Source organism: Maridesulfovibrio ferrireducens, assembly GCF_016342405.1.
GTDB classification, from domain to species: domain Bacteria; phylum Desulfobacterota; class Desulfovibrionia; order Desulfovibrionales; family Desulfovibrionaceae; genus Maridesulfovibrio; species Maridesulfovibrio ferrireducens_A.
On record NZ_JAEINN010000002.1, the window covers coordinates 134,725 to 149,756 of the forward strand.

The window sequence follows — 15,032 nt, forward strand, 5'->3', positions numbered from 1 at the left end:
AAATTATCGGGCCGGGCACATGCTCCGGTCCTTTCCTTTTTGAATACAAGAGCAGGAAATATGAAAAAAGAATATTGCGGACTCTTTGGAATATGCGGCCACCCCGAAGCAGCAAGAATGACCTATTTCGGTCTTTATGCTATGCAGCATCGCGGTCAGGAATCTGCTGGAATTGTTACATGGGACGGCGATACAATCCGTGAACAGAAGGGCATGGGATTGGTTGCTGACGTTTTTAACGAGCGTCATCTAAGTAAAGAATTGAAAGGTGATATTGCTATCGGGCATGTCAGATATTCTACTACCGGTGCATCACTGATAAAAAATGCTCAGCCGTTTGTCGTAAGATTTGGCGATTTGCGTCTTGCGATTGCCCATAATGGTAATCTTGTGAATACGAAGGAACTTCGTGATGAACTTGAAGCGCAGGGCTCAATTTTCCAGACTACTATGGATTCAGAAGTTTTCGTCCATCTGATCGCAAAAAGTCTGAATGGGAATACCATTGAAGACGCTGTCATGAAAGCTTGCAAAAAGGTCAAAGGGGCATTTTCACTTTTGATTCTTGCAAATGACAAGATGATTGCAGTTAAAGATCCTCATGGATTCCGTCCGTTAGTGCTTGGTAAAGTTAATGATAATTATGTTTTTGCCTCTGAAACATGCGCATTCGATCTGATCGATGCAAAATCTATCCGTGCTGTTAAGCAGGGAGAAATGCTTGTTGTTGAGGACGGCAAACTGACATCTTATATTTATGATGACACTACTCCCAAGAGACAATGTATTTTTGAATTGATTTATTTTGCCCGTCCTGACTCCATTATTTTTGATGAAGTTGTATATGAAAGACGTAAAAAAATGGGGCAGATTCTCGCTAGAGAAATGCCGAAGGATGTTGATTTTGTTATGCCTTTCCCTGACTCCGGTAACTATGCCGCTGTCGGATATTCTCAGGAATCAGGACTTCCGCTTGAACTTGCCATGATTCGAAATCATTATGTCGGTCGTACTTTTATTCAGCCTTCACAGGATATGCGCGATTTCAGTGTTAAGATGAAGCTTAACCCTGTTCGCAGCATGATCAAAGGCAAAAGCATCATGATTATCGAAGATTCCATTGTTCGCGGAACAACAATTCGCGCAAGGGTTAAAGAACTCAGGGCGCTTGGCGCACGTGAAATTCATATGCGTGTCAGTTGTCCCGCAATTCGCTTCCCTTGTTATTACGGAATCGATTTTTCATCTAAGGGTGAACTTATCGCGGCTAATAGTACGGAAGAAGAAATTGCAAGTTTTATCGGTCTTGATTCTCTTCATTATCTTTCAATTGATGGTCTTTTGGACTCAGTTGAAGATAGAGATTCTTACTGTCTGGCATGTTTTAACGGTGAGTACCCAATTGAGCCCTGCTCCTGTTCCGGTAAAATGTGTTTGGAAGATAAGTGCTAGCAACAAAGCAATGGAGTATTTTCATTTATGAATGATCCTTTTGTTTGCGCACGATGTGCCGCTAAAGGCCCGACATGTTGCGAATTGACTCCAGGCTGTGAAGAAGTCTGTTTTCCAGTTTCTGAATATGAACGGGAGCGCATTCTAGAATGCGCTCTCGATTTAGGCGGGTTCGTTTTACAACCGAACACCGCCCTTTTTATTGAAAATTTACTTCGCTTGTTTCCTGATCAGCGCAGGGCTGTAAAAGAGTTGTTTCCTCCGGGAGGAGCTCATTATCGGTTAGCGGTTGATGAATCGGGAAAGTGTTTCTTTTTGGGGGAGCAAGGTTGTCTTATACCGCAGGATTTTCGTCCCTATTATTGCCGCTTATTTCCTTTTTGGACAACTGAGGGCGGTAGAATCAATGTTTTAGAAATAGCGACTTGTCTTGCTCAACTTGAAAATAAGAGTCCGGGAAAATTGCTCAAAGCTCTGGATGTTTCTCAGGTTAAAGTCAGAGATCTTCATGCAAGGCTGAGACGGGCATGGGGATTTGATCCTCATTCAAAATAGTTTTTTTGAGCCAACTGATATCATAGTCGAATTTTAGATTAATTATTATCCGGACCAGTTATCTGATTTGATAACTTGCGAGATTAGCAGATGAAGAAAGTTTATAAAATAAGTCTGATTGTAATGCTTGTGATCGGGATTCTCGGGATATCTTCTGCGGCCGGTTTATACTACTGGGCCTCCAGAGATTTGCCGGGCTTTAAGAATGTTACCGATTACAACCCGCCTCTTGTTACTACTGTGTATACGCATGACAACAAGGTGCTTGGATATTTCTATAAAGAAAAACGCTTCTTAGTAAGAATGGATGAAATGACTCCGCTTCTTTCTAAAGCGTTTCTCGCCGCTGAAGATGCTTCTTTTTACGAACATGACGGTGTGGATTTTTCTGCTATTTCAAGAGCATTCGTAGCCAACCTTAGGGGAGGCTCCATTAAGCAGGGCGGAAGTACCATAACTCAGCAAATTATTAAGCGTTTGTTACTTACTCCTGAAAAAAGTTATAAGCGTAAAATTAAAGAAGCAATTCTTGCTTTCAGGCTTGAGCATTATCTTGAAAAAGATGAAATACTCACAATTTATCTGAATCAAATTTATCTCGGCGCAGGGGCATATGGTGTTGAAGCGGCTGCCCGTGTTTATTTCGGTAAACATGTTAGCGACTTAACCGTTGCGGAATGTGCTCTCCTCGCAGGATTGCCACAGGCTCCGAGCCGTTATGATCCGTACAGACATCCTGAAAGAGCAAAAGCTCGCCAGCTTTATGTTCTGGGGCAAATGTACGAGCATAGATGGATTGACCGGGATCAGTACAATACAGCTATAGACCAACAGCTTGTATACAAAAGCATGGAAGATCCGTCTTGGCAGAATGGTCCATATTATCTGGAAGAAGTCAGACGTTGGCTTCTTGATAAGTATGGCGAAGAAGCTGTTTATTACGGCGGGCTCAATGTCGTAACAGCTTGCGATTTAAAACATCAGAAAGCGGCTGATGACGCTGTCAGAACCGGACTTGAAAATTCATCCACCAGAAGGGGATGGAAAGGGCCTTTGGCTCATCTACAGCCTGCCGATTTTCAGAAATTTTTGACAACCGATGTTGTTCCGGTTTCAGATCTTAAACCCGGTTACTGGGTAAAAGTTTTAGTTACAAAGGTTGCTAAAACTGAAGCCTCAGTTAAATTTGGAAAATATTCTGCGAAAATGCCTGTAACAAGCATGCACTGGTGTCGTAAGCCGGATATTCGTAAAGCTCATGATCAAGTTCGCCCTGTTAAGGACGCTACAACTGTTCTAAAATCAGGGGATGTTGTCTGGGCTAAACTTACCAAGGCCTTTTTTAAAGACGGCAGTGAAGTTAATTTCAATCAAGTCAGTGCTGATGCTGCTGAGCTTGAAGGTGTCAGTTGGACTGTTGATTTGGTTCAGAGACCCGTTGTCGAAGGTGCTTTGGTTTCTATGGACCCTAGGTCCGGTGAAATTAAGGCAATGGTTGGCGGGTATTCATTTCATAAAAGTCAGTTCAACCGTGCAACGCAGGCGAAAAGACAGCCCGGTTCGGCATTCAAACCCATTGTATATTCAACAGCAATGGACAATGGTTATACTCCGGCATCTATCATGATGGATGCTCCGTTTGTATATACTGATATGGTTGCAGGTAAGCTCTGGAAACCGGAAAATTTTGAAGGAGTTTTCTACGGACCTACTTTGTTGCGTACCGCTCTTGTGAAATCACGAAATCTGGTAACCATCAGACTTGCACAGAAGATGGGTATAAGTAAAATTGTTGAACGGGCTAAGACAATGGGACTTGAGGGCGAGTTTCCTCATGATTTGTCAGTTGCGCTTGGTTCCGCATCAGTTACTTTGATTAATATGATTGAAGCTTACTCCGCTTTTGCGCGAGGTGGTACATCCGTTAAAGCTCGTCTGGTTTTGACTGTAAACAGTGCCTGGGGCGAGCTTCTTTATGAATCAAAGCCTGAAGTCCATGATGCAATCAGCCCGCAGACAGCGTATATAATGTGCAATCTTCTTAAGGAAGTTGTTCAGCGCGGCACAGGGTGGAGAGCAAAAGTACTTGGTCGTCCGGTTGCAGGTAAAACCGGAACTACAAATAATGAACAGGATGCTTGGTATATGGGATTTTCTCCTTACCTGCTGACTGGTGTGTTCGTTGGTTTTGACCAGTTGACTCCGATGGGTAAATGGGAAACCGGCTCACGTGCCGCGAGTCCTATCTGGGTTTCTTATCGTAAAGAGGTCGAGAAGGATTATCCTTATATGGATTTTCCGCAACCGGACGGTGTTGTAATGGCGAAGATTGATGCCGCTTCGGGCTTGCTTGCCGGACCGGGGTCAAGTGAAACATTCTTCCTTCCGTTTAAGGAAGGAACCCAGCCTACCAAGACAGCTACTGGATCAGGATCAGGCTCTGAAAGTGGCGGTTCTTCCAGTGAAGATCTGTTTAAGCAGACTTTCTAAGGTTTTAATAGGCTGGTTTGAAATAATACCAGTCGATAATTAATCAAAAAAAAGGGCAAATCTTTAATTAAAGATTTGCCCTTTTTCGTGGTCAATTAATTCTTATTTAGGATAAGTTGAAATTCCGCCGTGAGCTCCAGACCATTCTACTGGATTGTTGAGGAAATTTTCGACTTCATCCAAAGATTTGGTGTTGAAGTATTTTTCTTTTTTACAGACGTTAAGAATATCCCACCAGTTTGCCAGTGAGAGCATTTCAAGTCCTGCTGCAGCAAGGGTTTCTTTGGTGTTTGGGAAAATTCCGTAGTGGAAGAGTACAAAAGTATGAGTAACTTCTGCGCCTGCACGACGAAGAGCTTCAGCAAAAGTTATTTTACTGCGTCCGTCAGTGGTTAAGTCTTCAACAAGAAGAACTTTCGCTCCTTCTTTAAAATCACCTTCAATCTGTGCATCGCGGCCAAAACCTTTCGGTTTTTTGCGCACATACTGCATAGGAAGCATCAGTCTGTCAGACAGCCATGCAGCAAAAGGGATACCGGCTGTTTCGCCGCCTGCAATACAGTCGATTGACTCAAAGCCTACTTCTCTAAGAATAACAGAAGCCCCGAAGTCCATCAGTGTCTGACGAACACGCGGGTAGGAAATAAGTTTACGGCAGTCAATGTATACCGGGCTGGCCCAGCCAGAGGTAAACTTGAAAGGCTCATCAGCTCTGAAGCGAATAGCTTCAACTTCGATGAGCATTTTAGCTGTAATTTCAGCTATGGTTTCTTTGTCTGGAAAGCTGGTAGGAACCATTGTTTCTCCTTTGTTGTTGTATGCGTAAAAAAAGCTGAGCCTAAAAAAAACGGCTCAGCCTCTATCAATCAACCAATTCCCAATAAAGGGGAGTGTCGGGGTTGAATATTCGAACCTCGTCCTCTCCCGCTTTGAAGAGCCATTCCATTGAAACGGGTATATCTCGTTTGGCTAGAGTAATTGTGCTGCCATTGGGAGAAAATCCGTAAAATCTGGCTCCGTATATAGAAGTAAAGCCTTCGAGTTTTTCAAGGGCTTTATTTCTTTCAAAAATTTGAGTTACATAACCGATTGAGGTCGGCGCATTAAAAATTCCGGCAGCAGCCCCTGCTTTTTCTTTGCTTGAACATGGGTGCGGCGCAGAATCTGTTCCGAGAAAAAACTTTTCATTACCTGAAGTTGCTGCATCACGTAATGCTTCGCGATCTTTGAAAGTTTTCGCAACCGGCAGGCAGTACATGTAAGGATTCATGCCACCTTTAAAAAGATCGTTGCGGGTCAGCACCAGATGATGCGGAGTTATGGTCGCAACCGTGAATTCGTCTTGAGCAAGAACATAATCAACTGCGGTTTTGCAGGTCAAGTGTTCGAAAACTATTTTTAGTTCGGGAAAATCTTTACGAAGCGGTGCAAGCACTCTGTCTATAAAAACTGCTTCGCGGTCGAAAACGTCAACTTTCGGGTCAACAACTTCTCCGTGGACGGAAAGTGGAATTCCAAGTTCCTGCATCACTTCGAGTACCGGATAAACTTTCTTTATGGAAGTTACTCCGCTGTCGGAATTTGTTGTAGCTCCTGCTGGAAACAGCTTAATTGCATGGAAAGCTTTAACTGCGCAAGCTTCGCGAATCTCTTCCGGGTCAGTTGTATCTGTCAGGTAGCAGGTCATAAGTGGTTCAAATCGTGAACCTTCCGGGCGCGCAGCGATAATTCGTCTGCGATATTCCTCAGCTCCGGCTACCGTGGTAACAGGAGGGGAGAGGTTAGGCATAACAATAGCTCTGCCGTAAATTTTTGCAGTGTAGGGCAGCACAGCCGCAAGCATATCTCCATCTCTAAGGTGGAGATGCCAGTCATCAGGTCTTATGATGGTAATTTCAGTGCTCATTATTTGAACTCCGTAATTGTGCGGCAAAGTACAGATGTGCCCCGAATGAAATCTGCAATATCCATTTCTTCTTCGGGATTATGGGAACCGTTGCGATTTCTCACAAAGATCATTCCTGTGGGAACTCCGGCATTTGCGAAAAGTGACGCATCATGTCCGGCTCCGCTTGGTATAGCTTCTATTGGCAATCCTTCCTCTCCACAAGCTTTATTTATGCGCTCAACAATACTTTGGTCAAGCACTGCGGGAGGAGTTTTTACAGGTTTATCAAATTCGAACTGAACTTTGCGGTCATAAGTTATTGTCGCGCATTCAGAATGGATCAGCGCTTCAATGGCGGCAAGAGTATGTTCATATTGACTTCTTGCCTCAAAACTGAATGTCACTAAGCCGGGAATGCGTGACATAGCATGGTTTTGCGGGTTGGTTGTCATAATTCCGGTTGTTACAACCAGATCTCCACCATGTTGTAAAATTGTGGTCCAGTGATCGTCTATCCGGGTAATTAAATCCGCAGTTGCAAAAACAGCGTCACGTCTAAGCCAGCGCGGAACCGCTCCTGAATGTCCGTCTTCACCGATACAGAGAATTTTTCTGTGTCTGATGTTGCCGCGGATTCCGGTGACAGCTGCAACAGGAAGGTTGCGGGCAATCATAACCGGTCCCTGTTCAATGTGGAGCTCAAAGAAGGCTTTGATTTTAGAGGTATCAATAAGCTTTTCGCCTTTAGATATTCTAGCAACATCCGCTCCGCACTGAGCCATGTGTGTTCCGAGAGTCTTGCCGTCATCGCGTTGAGGGAGAGCCTGCTCAGATTTTTCAAGTTTACCCAGAAGAGCTTTGGAACCTAAGTAACATGCGTCGAACCACGCACTTTCTTCTCCGCGCAGGGCTATAACTTTAACGGGAGTTTCAGGGGATGTTCTGGTTCTTTTGTATTCAATCAGACATAGAAGGCCAGCGATAACTCCGGCCGCACCGTCATAGTTTCCGCCTTGCGGAACGGAATCAAGATGTGAGCCTATCAGTATGTATTCTTGATCTTGTGATATTTCTTCAAGTTCAATGACAAGGTTTGCAGCCGCATCACGCGAAGTGATAAGCCCTTCACTTTTGGCAAAGTTCTCAATCATGTCGAAAGCTTTACTTTCACCTTCGCCATATGAAGGGCGTGAAACCCCGATTTTATCTCTGGATAATTCTTCCAGATCGGCAAACAGTTTTTCTGCATCATTTGTAAGATGTTCGAGACTTGGCTGAGTTTCTAATACTCCATGTGGATTCATTATATTCGTCCCCACTGAATGTTCATTTACTATTGTTTGCATGTTACTATTTATAAATTGTAATTTTGTTCAGATCGTTAAGGTGCAACCAGTCCGGGAAGGAAAGTTGCCAGTCCTGGAACGTAGGTGACGAGCATCAACACAAGGATATTGATGAAAAGGAAAGGCCACACTCCGTTAATGATGGACATGACCGGTTTATCCAGTGTTGAAGATGCAACAAAGATATCCAGCCCGAAGGGGGGAGTTATCATGCCTATGCAGATGTTAAGGCAGACGATTTCACCGAAATGAATCGGGTCAATTCCCATAGACACTGCCACTGGGAAAAGTGGTGGGACAAGTATAAGGAGCGCGGAGTTCGGGTCTATGAACATTCCGGCAATAAAGAATGCAATGTTAACAATTATCAGGAATGTGATAGGTCCGGCCTGAATGTCTGTCAGGAAATTAGTAATCAGGATTGGAACCTGAGCAAGTGTTACAAAGTAGGAAAGAACACTGCCCATTGCCAGCAGAATGAAAATGATTGTGGTTGAAATAGACGCTCTTTCAGTAATGCTTATCAGTCTGGAAACGGTAAGGTTTTTATAAATAGCGGCTTCAACAAAGATTGCATAAACAACTGAAACAGCAGCAGCTTCCGTAGGAGTGAACAACCCTGTGTAAATACCACCTAAAATAATAATAGGCAGCCCGAGTGCCCAGGCTGCTGCATTAAATGTTTTAAGGAAGGGGATAGTAGATTTTTCGCCTCTGCCTACGCCTTTTCTAAGACTTTCAAAAATAACCAGACCACTGAAAGCCAGACCAAGAGTAAGTCCGACACCAAGACCACCGATGAACAGCCCTGTAATAGATGTTCCTGTCATCCAACCGTAAATAATCAAGGTGATGCTTGGTGGAATGAGCAAGGCTGTTTCTGCGCTGGAAACGATCAGGCCGAGGCTGAATTTTTCGCTGAATCCGGTTTTACGCAGTTCAGGGTACATGAGCTTCCCCATGGCGGCGACTGTTGCAGGTGCGGAACCGGATACAGAACCGAAAGCCATTGATCCGGCAATGGTAGTGTGTCCTATTCCACCAAGCCTGTGAGCTGTGAAATGTTTTATAAGGTCAGTGAGGCGTTTTGCAATTTGTCCTGATGCCATAAGTTCGGCAGCAAAAATAAAAAATGGAATAGCGAGAAGTGTGGAAAAGTTAATACCGCCGACCATTTTTTGAATAAGTACCGGGTCGGGAATTCTTGAAAAAAGAAAAGTTTTAGTCAAAAAGGCAGGTATGCCGAGGACAAGTAGCATTTCAAATCCACAAACGAGCATTGTGAGAGCTATCAGGATTATTATAGGAGTCATAATTATGCTACCGCCTTAGTTTGTTGGAGCAACAAGAAGAGGTTTATTGTGACGGTCGTTTACACCAGTAAGTTCCAGTCCGTATCTGAGAGCCAGAAGTATGAACCCTACGGTCGGTGCAACGTATAGCCAGTACATAGGCAGTCCAAGCGTCGGGCTGACCTGGCCTGTACGCATAACAAATTTAACAAGCGCAACTCCAAGCCATGCAAGGTAGCAACTGAATACAATCCCTGTGGTATTGATTAATAAACAGATAATTTTTTTTGGTATCTTCGGGAGTCTTTCAAGAAGAGTCGTGACTGCGACATGGCGGCCTCGTTCCAACGCAAGTCCGAGAGCTAAGAATACAGCCCAGACCATAAGCAAGCGGGTTGCTTCGTCTATCCATGCGAAAGTACTTGAGTATTGGGGTAATATTTCTCGCACCAATACATTAAAAGTATAGAGGGCGACCATGATCAAATTTATGGAAATGACGAGAAATCGTTCAACTGCCCTAATTCCTGTGAGTATGGAATTTAGTATTTTTCGCATAATTTTCTCCCGAAAAAAAAATAGGCGGGAAAGATAAGTCTTTCCCGCCTGAATGGAATGTAACTATTCTACAATACGTTTGTATTCAGCTTCGTAAAGCTTAACGAGTTTTTCACCTTCGCTACCAGCACGATCAAGGTAAGCGGCGATGGTTTTGGGGTACATGAGGCTACGCATGGTTGCGCGGTCTGCGTCGGAAAGAGGGCTGACTTTTACGCCTGCTTTTTTGATTACAGCAAGAGCGTCTTTCTGAGCCTGTTCTTTATGAACTTCAACACCGGGCATAACTTCCATGAAAGATGTTGTGATTACATCCTGATACTTTGCTGGAAGGCTGTCCCACCACATTGGGTTGAAAAGAATGAAATCTTCCATTGCGCCGTGTTCGGAAAGAACAAGGTACTTCTGGACTTCGTAGAATTTCATGCGCTGAATGGTATCAAGAGGATTTTCTTCACCATCAACAACGCCGTTCTGTAGTGCTGTGTATAGTTCACCGAAAGGCAATGCGATAGCAGAAGCTCCGATTGCAGAAAACTGCTCGATGAGGATTTTTGAATCCATTACGCGGAAACGCTGTCCTTTGTATGCTTCAACTGAACCGAGAGGTTTGTTTGAAGTAAAGTTTTTGCGTCCGTTAGGCCAGGTTGCAATAGCTTTGAATCCTCTGGGGCCGAAACTTTTAAGCAGTTCTTTACCAAACTTGCCCTGACGAAGTTCCTGCGCTTTTGCGCGGTCAGTAGGGAGCAGGAAAGGAATATCCATGATGGATACAGATGGGTTGAATCCACCAAGGAATGCAGCGGCAGATACAGTACCTTCAATTGTACCGAACTGAACACCTTCGTTTATCTGACGCTGGTTGCCGAGCTGGGAAGAAGGAAAAATTTTAAATTCAACAGCTCCGTTCGTGCGTTCTTTAACAAGCTTAGCGACTTTTTCAAGTCCCTGATGGCGAGGCTGAAGCGCTGATTCGATATGCCCGATACGAGCTTCGAATTCTGCAGCTCCGGCAGATATAACTCCGCCGAGAACCATACATAAGGCCAATGCAATTGAAACAATACGTCCAGATAATTTCATTCGTAATCCTCCTGATTAAAGCAGCAATGTTTTGATTCCTATTAAGTTGAAGTACAAGGGTGATTATTGTCAAGAAGATTCTCATTTTTGAAACAAATAAAAAATCTATTCACAAAAATGAGAATTTAAGTAATTGTTATTAACAAAGTTGGCAAAACCTTTTTTTTCGTATTGTTTTAGCGTTTATGATTATAAAAATCAGAATAGCGGAGAATCTAGATGGGCGAATTGAGTGCCAAAGAAATTGGTCAGAGACTCAAGGCTTTCAGACTTGGAAGTGAGTATAGTGCGGAGGACATTGCAGCGAAAATCGGTATATCTCGCGCAGCCCTTTATCGCTATGAAAAAGGAGATCCTCCTAAGCTTGAAACCCTTGAAAGTATAGCTGAATTGCTTGGTGTTTCGCTAACTTCTTTAATGGGAGTCGGGGTTGAATATGTTCCGTCTGCTGTGAGTTTTTTTGAAAGAATGCGACAGGCAGAATCCGTATCGGAACACTTGTTTGTAATGTTCGGTCCTGTTTCATACTTATTGACTACCGATGAATTTGATGACGTTTTGGCTGTCGTTTTAAAAGAAGGTTTGTCATCGGCAATACCAGATTTACGGCAGGCGGCAACATCCGTTGATGAAATTTTAACAATTTTGAAAGAACGCAAAAAAGCTTACCATGAACGCAAACCAAGCGTGGTCAGTCTTGTTTCTGCATCGGAACTTGAAAGATTTTTGCGTAATGGTTTCATTGGTAGATATGATTTGCCCGCAAATGTGTTAAAAGAACGTAAAGAGATAGCGCGTAGAGAAGTCGAAAATGTTTTGGACATGCTGGAAAAACAGCCTATAGGTGTTCAAATTGGGGTATTGCGGGACTCTATACCCAGTACGAGTTTTCAGATTTTCAGACAGCCGGAACGTTCTGTGCTTGCAGTAAGTCCTTTCAGGCTTGGTGAGTTCCCTAACGTCCGTCTTGGTGTTGCAATGATAACGTCGGCACCGGAAGCGCTGGTTCTTCATGAAAAAATGGTAAACGAGCTTTGGGATAGATCTCTTAAAGGACTTGAGGCAGCCCGTTTTTTAAGGAAACTTATTCAGGAAACCGGCTCATAGAGAGGAGGTAATGTATGCCTTTTGTAAGAGTTGAAACTAATATGAAAATTGAATCTGCCGAAGCTGATGCGTTTGTTGCGAAGCTTTCAGAATTCACATCAATCGCATTAGGTAAGCCTGAAGTGTATGTTACTGTCATGCTGCATCAAAATGTCAATATGTTGTTATCTGGAAGCAATGAGCCTGCCGCGTTTGTGACTTTGGGCAGTATCTCTTTGCAGTCTGATAAGTGTTCAGAATTATCAGAAAAATTTTGCGGATTTATTTATAAAGAATTTTTGATACCCGGAAGCAGGGTCGTTATTGAATTTCGTGATCTTGAACGTTCCATGTTCGGTTGGGACGGGCGGACTTTTTAAGTTAAAAAAAAGTCCCGATGCAAATTATAAAATTCGCATCGGGAATAGATTGTTCACATGTCGTCAAGGACGATTAGAGCAAGGACAGATCCCAGTTGAACGTACTGGTTCTGGTAGGGGTTGGGACGGCTTTAGGCCATGATTCGGTGATTGTCAGAAACATTGAATATCCGGCACTTTCAAGTTTCTTGGTTACAACTCCTAAATCGAGTTCCCAGCCGGGATAAACCCAGTAGTTCTGGTTGTATTTTCTGACCCAGCAGATTTCTTTTTTCTGGCTGTAGATAGGGCTCATAAGTTCAGTTTCTTCGGCAATGATCCTTGAAATTCCCAGCGGCCAAAGGCCTTTGGTTACAATTCCCAAAGGAAGCGGGCTGTGAGCCGGAAGGGCAAGGAAATCCGCCTTTGAAAGTTCAGGGCTGACGAATGCTGAGGAGAAGCCCATTTCATAAAGTTCCATCAGCGCAAGCGGATTGGATACATTGCAGAATGGCCCTGCGTGAAAATGTAAATTTTCGTCGTCAGGGAAAAGTCCTTTCTGCCAAGGAGAACCAAGAACAAATTCTGTTGCTCCATGCCCGAGGCAGTAAGCGACAAGCTGTTTTATTTCAGATTCTTCGTTCGGCCATATGACCGGAGGAAGATGCCACCAGATCTTTGACACAAGCGGTTTTGGAGTACGGTCCAGTGCATTGGCGGAAAGCCAGATACCTGTTCCGAACTTGTTTTTTCCGCGCGGAGGGTTCCTTTGAAGACTAAGAACTTTAACACGCTCAGTCGGGTTGAAAGGATGCGGAAGATCCACTTGAACGGAGCTTGAAGTTTTTTCTGGAACTTTAATCTTTGAGAGAGCTGTTTCCAGCTTCTTAAGAGAATTGACCAGACCTTCTTCGCGACGGTCGATCAGGAATACTCTGGTACCTGATTTCAGGCGGGCCTTGCCTTGAATCGGAATAGATACTTTGCCGCGTTTAGGGACAGATCTTCTGATTTTCAAGGTTTGATGTCCGGGCTGATCCTGATAGCCAATGCGGAGGAAGTCACCGCTCAGAAGTTCCTGACGGCATTCGAAGTAAGGTTTTCCGTTTTTCTCCTGCTTGGTAATCCCGATGAGAAAACCGGAACCGGTTTCATTATTCGGATCAAGCGGAACAAATGGACGCTGCGGCAGAAAGTTTGAATGGGATGACGGTCTGCTGAGAGCCAGTTCAAGTAATTCAACTGCTGTCTTACGGACTTTGGCATCATTAGGATGATCGCGCAGCATGCGGTAACCTGTGACAGTATAGTAAACGTAATGCGGACCTTTTTTACGGCCTTCAATTTTCCATGAAGATACTTCTGGAACTGAAAGCATAGGTTTGGTCAGCACGTCGAGACTTAAGTCGAGACAGGAAAATAGACGTTTTGGCTGATCTTTACGGGAAGAGCCGCCGTAAAGTCTGCGACAGGGTTGCACACAACGTCCACGGAGGCTGCTTTTTCCGCCGAAGTAGGAACTCCAGTAGCAACGGCCTGATACGCTGTAGCAAAGGGCGCCGTGAACAAACATCTCAAGGGTGATTGATTCAGGGCAGGCTTCAGCCATCTGTTTGATTTCTTCTAAGTTAAGCTCTCTTGGGACAACCACGCGAGTGACACCCATTTCAGCGGCAACTTTTAGTGCGGCAGGGTGGCTTACATTGGCAAGGGTAGAGAGGTGGATTTCACCTTCGTAACCAATTTGTCTGGCAATGTTAACCATTGCCAGGTCTTGAACAATGATACCGTCCGGTTTAATCGTCTGGGCCACTCGGTCCAGCAATCTGGCCGCGGAGTCGATATCATCCGGTTTAACCAAGGTGTTCATGGGGATATAGGTCTTAACGCCATTTTCCCGTCCAAGCTGCGCAAGTGCAGCTAGTTCGCTGGTAGAGAAGTTATCAGCTTCCATACGAGCGGAAAAATGTTTAAGTCCGGCGTATACTGCATCTGCTCCGGCTGCGATTGCAGCAAGGAAAGATGATTTATCGCCCGCCGGGGCAAGAATTTCTGGTTTATGTTTTGTCATAGTGTATCACGCTTTGCCGCATAACGCGGACAGCAAAAATCTATAGGATTAAATCATGAGTGCAAACAATTGCAGGGCAGTTAAAGTCATTGACGTTACGCCCCTCGGACACTCCTCACCGGGTGAGGAAATCGTCGAACTCAAGCTCGAATATCCGGGCTGGGAATCTGGCTGGCGCGTTGGCCAGTTTGTTATGATCAGGCCCGTATCGTGGCCGCTTGACCTAGTATGGGGACGTCCTTTTTCCATCAGTAACGCAGACGACACCACTCTGACTATTCTTTTTCAAGTTATAGGACGTGGCACAAAACGTCTTGCGCAACTAACCAAAGGCGAGCAGGTTAATGTATGGGGTCCGCTTGGAACCTTTTTCAGCAAACCTAAAGACCGTCCAGTACTAATGCTCGCTGGAGGGATGGGCATAGCGCCCTTTTGCGGTTATGTCGACTCCCATGATCAGCCTGAAAATTTAAAGCTCTTTTTTGCGCATCGCCCTCCGTTGGAAAATTATCCCTATAAGGCCCTGTCTGAAAAGGTAGAAGTTGAAGATATCCGCGAAAATAAACCGGAAGATATTCACTCTATTATTGCACGAGTTGAAGCGCTTGTTAAGGAATATGCTGATAAAAAAGGATTGGTAACCGCCTGCGGACCGACTCCTTTTCTGCGTACTGTCCGCAACGCCGCCATTAAATACGGAGTTGAAGCGGAACTTTCGCTTGAAAATCGTATGGCCTGCGGAGTTGGTGCATGCCTCGGTTGTGTAACGAAAGACAGCAACGGGCATCATACGCAGGTATGTACAACCGGCCCGGTTTTTAAAGCTACTGATATCAGTCTGGAGGGTTAGTT

Annotated in this window: 13 protein-coding genes; 6 read left to right on the top strand and 7 right to left on the bottom strand. The window is 44.4% G+C overall.

Annotated elements, in window-relative coordinates; genetic code table 11:
• The first annotated feature begins 60 nt into the window (after positions 1 to 60).
• From purF to JEY82_RS02470, 3 genes are all read left to right on the top strand, one after another.
• Positions 61 to 1,452, top strand: a complete 1,392-nt coding sequence (purF, locus tag JEY82_RS02460; protein ID WP_304082248.1) for an amidophosphoribosyltransferase — start codon at positions 61 to 63, stop codon at positions 1,450 to 1,452.
• A gap of 27 nt (positions 1,453 to 1,479) precedes the next feature.
• Entirely contained in the window at positions 1,480 to 2,007 is a 528-nt protein-coding gene (locus JEY82_RS02465) for a YkgJ family cysteine cluster protein (protein ID WP_304082250.1), read from the top strand.
• Between the two features lie 90 nt (positions 2,008 to 2,097).
• A complete protein-coding gene (locus JEY82_RS02470; protein WP_304082252.1) occupies positions 2,098 to 4,497 on the top strand; it encodes a penicillin-binding protein 1A in 2,400 nt (799 codons plus the stop codon).
• A gap of 102 nt (positions 4,498 to 4,599) precedes the next feature.
• On the opposite strand, the gene JEY82_RS02475 is transcribed toward JEY82_RS02470, so the two are convergent.
• The 6 genes from JEY82_RS02475 to JEY82_RS02500 all read right to left on the bottom strand — a co-directional run bounded on the left by JEY82_RS02475 (position 4,600) and on the right by JEY82_RS02500 (position 10,664).
• Positions 4,600 to 5,295, bottom strand: coding sequence for an orotate phosphoribosyltransferase (locus JEY82_RS02475; RefSeq protein WP_092163075.1), 696 nt, complete (start codon positions 5,293 to 5,295; stop codon positions 4,600 to 4,602).
• Positions 5,296 to 5,359: 64 nt separating this feature from the next.
• Complete coding sequence (pyrC, locus tag JEY82_RS02480) at positions 5,360 to 6,403, bottom strand: dihydroorotase (RefSeq protein ID WP_304082255.1); 1,044 nt, start codon at positions 6,401 to 6,403, stop codon at positions 5,360 to 5,362.
• Positions 6,403 to 7,689, bottom strand: a complete 1,287-nt coding sequence (locus JEY82_RS02485) for a Zn-dependent hydrolase (protein WP_304082257.1) — start codon at positions 7,687 to 7,689, stop codon at positions 6,403 to 6,405. Before JEY82_RS02485 ends, pyrC begins: the two co-directional genes overlap by 1 nt.
• A 77-nt stretch (positions 7,690 to 7,766) precedes the next feature.
• The gene (locus JEY82_RS02490; RefSeq protein WP_304082259.1) at positions 7,767 to 9,044 is read right to left on the bottom strand and encodes a TRAP transporter large permease; all 1,278 of its coding nucleotides are present in this window, start codon (positions 9,042 to 9,044) and stop codon (positions 7,767 to 7,769) included.
• Positions 9,045 to 9,059: 15 nt separating this feature from the next.
• Positions 9,060 to 9,581, bottom strand: coding sequence for a TRAP transporter small permease (locus tag JEY82_RS02495; protein WP_304082261.1), 522 nt, complete (start codon positions 9,579 to 9,581; stop codon positions 9,060 to 9,062).
• 63 nt (positions 9,582 to 9,644) lie between these two features.
• Positions 9,645 to 10,664 (bottom strand): TRAP transporter substrate-binding protein, encoded by a 1,020-nt coding sequence (locus JEY82_RS02500; protein WP_304082263.1) that lies wholly within the window; start codon positions 10,662 to 10,664, stop codon positions 9,645 to 9,647.
• Positions 10,665 to 10,883: 219 nt separating this feature from the next.
• On the opposite strand from JEY82_RS02500, the gene JEY82_RS02505 reads away from it, so the two are divergent.
• Together JEY82_RS02505 and JEY82_RS02510 are read left to right on the top strand one after the other, a co-directional pair.
• A complete protein-coding gene (locus tag JEY82_RS02505) occupies positions 10,884 to 11,771 on the top strand; it encodes a helix-turn-helix domain-containing protein (RefSeq protein ID WP_304082265.1) in 888 nt (295 codons plus the stop codon).
• Positions 11,772 to 11,785: 14 nt separating this feature from the next.
• The gene (locus tag JEY82_RS02510) at positions 11,786 to 12,130 is read left to right on the top strand and encodes a phenylpyruvate tautomerase MIF-related protein (RefSeq protein WP_304082267.1); all 345 of its coding nucleotides are present in this window, start codon (positions 11,786 to 11,788) and stop codon (positions 12,128 to 12,130) included.
• A gap of 73 nt (positions 12,131 to 12,203) precedes the next feature.
• Here JEY82_RS02510 and JEY82_RS02515 read toward each other — a convergent pair whose 3' ends face one another.
• Positions 12,204 to 14,180, bottom strand: a complete 1,977-nt coding sequence (locus JEY82_RS02515) for a peptidase U32 family protein (RefSeq protein WP_304082269.1) — start codon at positions 14,178 to 14,180, stop codon at positions 12,204 to 12,206.
• A gap of 55 nt (positions 14,181 to 14,235) precedes the next feature.
• On the opposite strand from JEY82_RS02515, the gene JEY82_RS02520 reads away from it, so the two are divergent.
• A complete protein-coding gene (locus tag JEY82_RS02520) occupies positions 14,236 to 15,030 on the top strand; it encodes a dihydroorotate dehydrogenase (protein WP_092163061.1) in 795 nt (264 codons plus the stop codon).
• Positions 15,031 to 15,032 lie beyond the last annotated feature (2 nt).

Coding starts and splice junctions, on each gene's coding strand:
- purF (WP_304082248.1), top strand. CDS start 61: ATGAAAAAAGAATATTGCGGACTCTTTGGAATATGCGGCCACCCCGAA.
- JEY82_RS02465 (WP_304082250.1), top strand. CDS start 1,480: ATGAATGATCCTTTTGTTTGCGCACGATGTGCCGCTAAAGGCCCGACA.
- JEY82_RS02470 (WP_304082252.1), top strand. CDS start 2,098: ATGAAGAAAGTTTATAAAATAAGTCTGATTGTAATGCTTGTGATCGGG.
- JEY82_RS02475 (WP_092163075.1), bottom strand. CDS start 5,295: ATGGTTCCTACCAGCTTTCCAGACAAAGAAACCATAGCTGAAATTACA.
- pyrC (WP_304082255.1), bottom strand. CDS start 6,403: ATGAGCACTGAAATTACCATCATAAGACCTGATGACTGGCATCTCCAC.
- JEY82_RS02485 (WP_304082257.1), bottom strand. CDS start 7,689: ATGAATCCACATGGAGTATTAGAAACTCAGCCAAGTCTCGAACATCTT.
- JEY82_RS02490 (WP_304082259.1), bottom strand. CDS start 9,044: ATGACTCCTATAATAATCCTGATAGCTCTCACAATGCTCGTTTGTGGA.
- JEY82_RS02495 (WP_304082261.1), bottom strand. CDS start 9,581: ATGCGAAAAATACTAAATTCCATACTCACAGGAATTAGGGCAGTTGAA.
- JEY82_RS02500 (WP_304082263.1), bottom strand. CDS start 10,664: ATGAAATTATCTGGACGTATTGTTTCAATTGCATTGGCCTTATGTATG.
- JEY82_RS02505 (WP_304082265.1), top strand. CDS start 10,884: ATGGGCGAATTGAGTGCCAAAGAAATTGGTCAGAGACTCAAGGCTTTC.
- JEY82_RS02510 (WP_304082267.1), top strand. CDS start 11,786: ATGCCTTTTGTAAGAGTTGAAACTAATATGAAAATTGAATCTGCCGAA.
- JEY82_RS02515 (WP_304082269.1), bottom strand. CDS start 14,180: ATGACAAAACATAAACCAGAAATTCTTGCCCCGGCGGGCGATAAATCA.
- JEY82_RS02520 (WP_092163061.1), top strand. CDS start 14,236: ATGAGTGCAAACAATTGCAGGGCAGTTAAAGTCATTGACGTTACGCCC.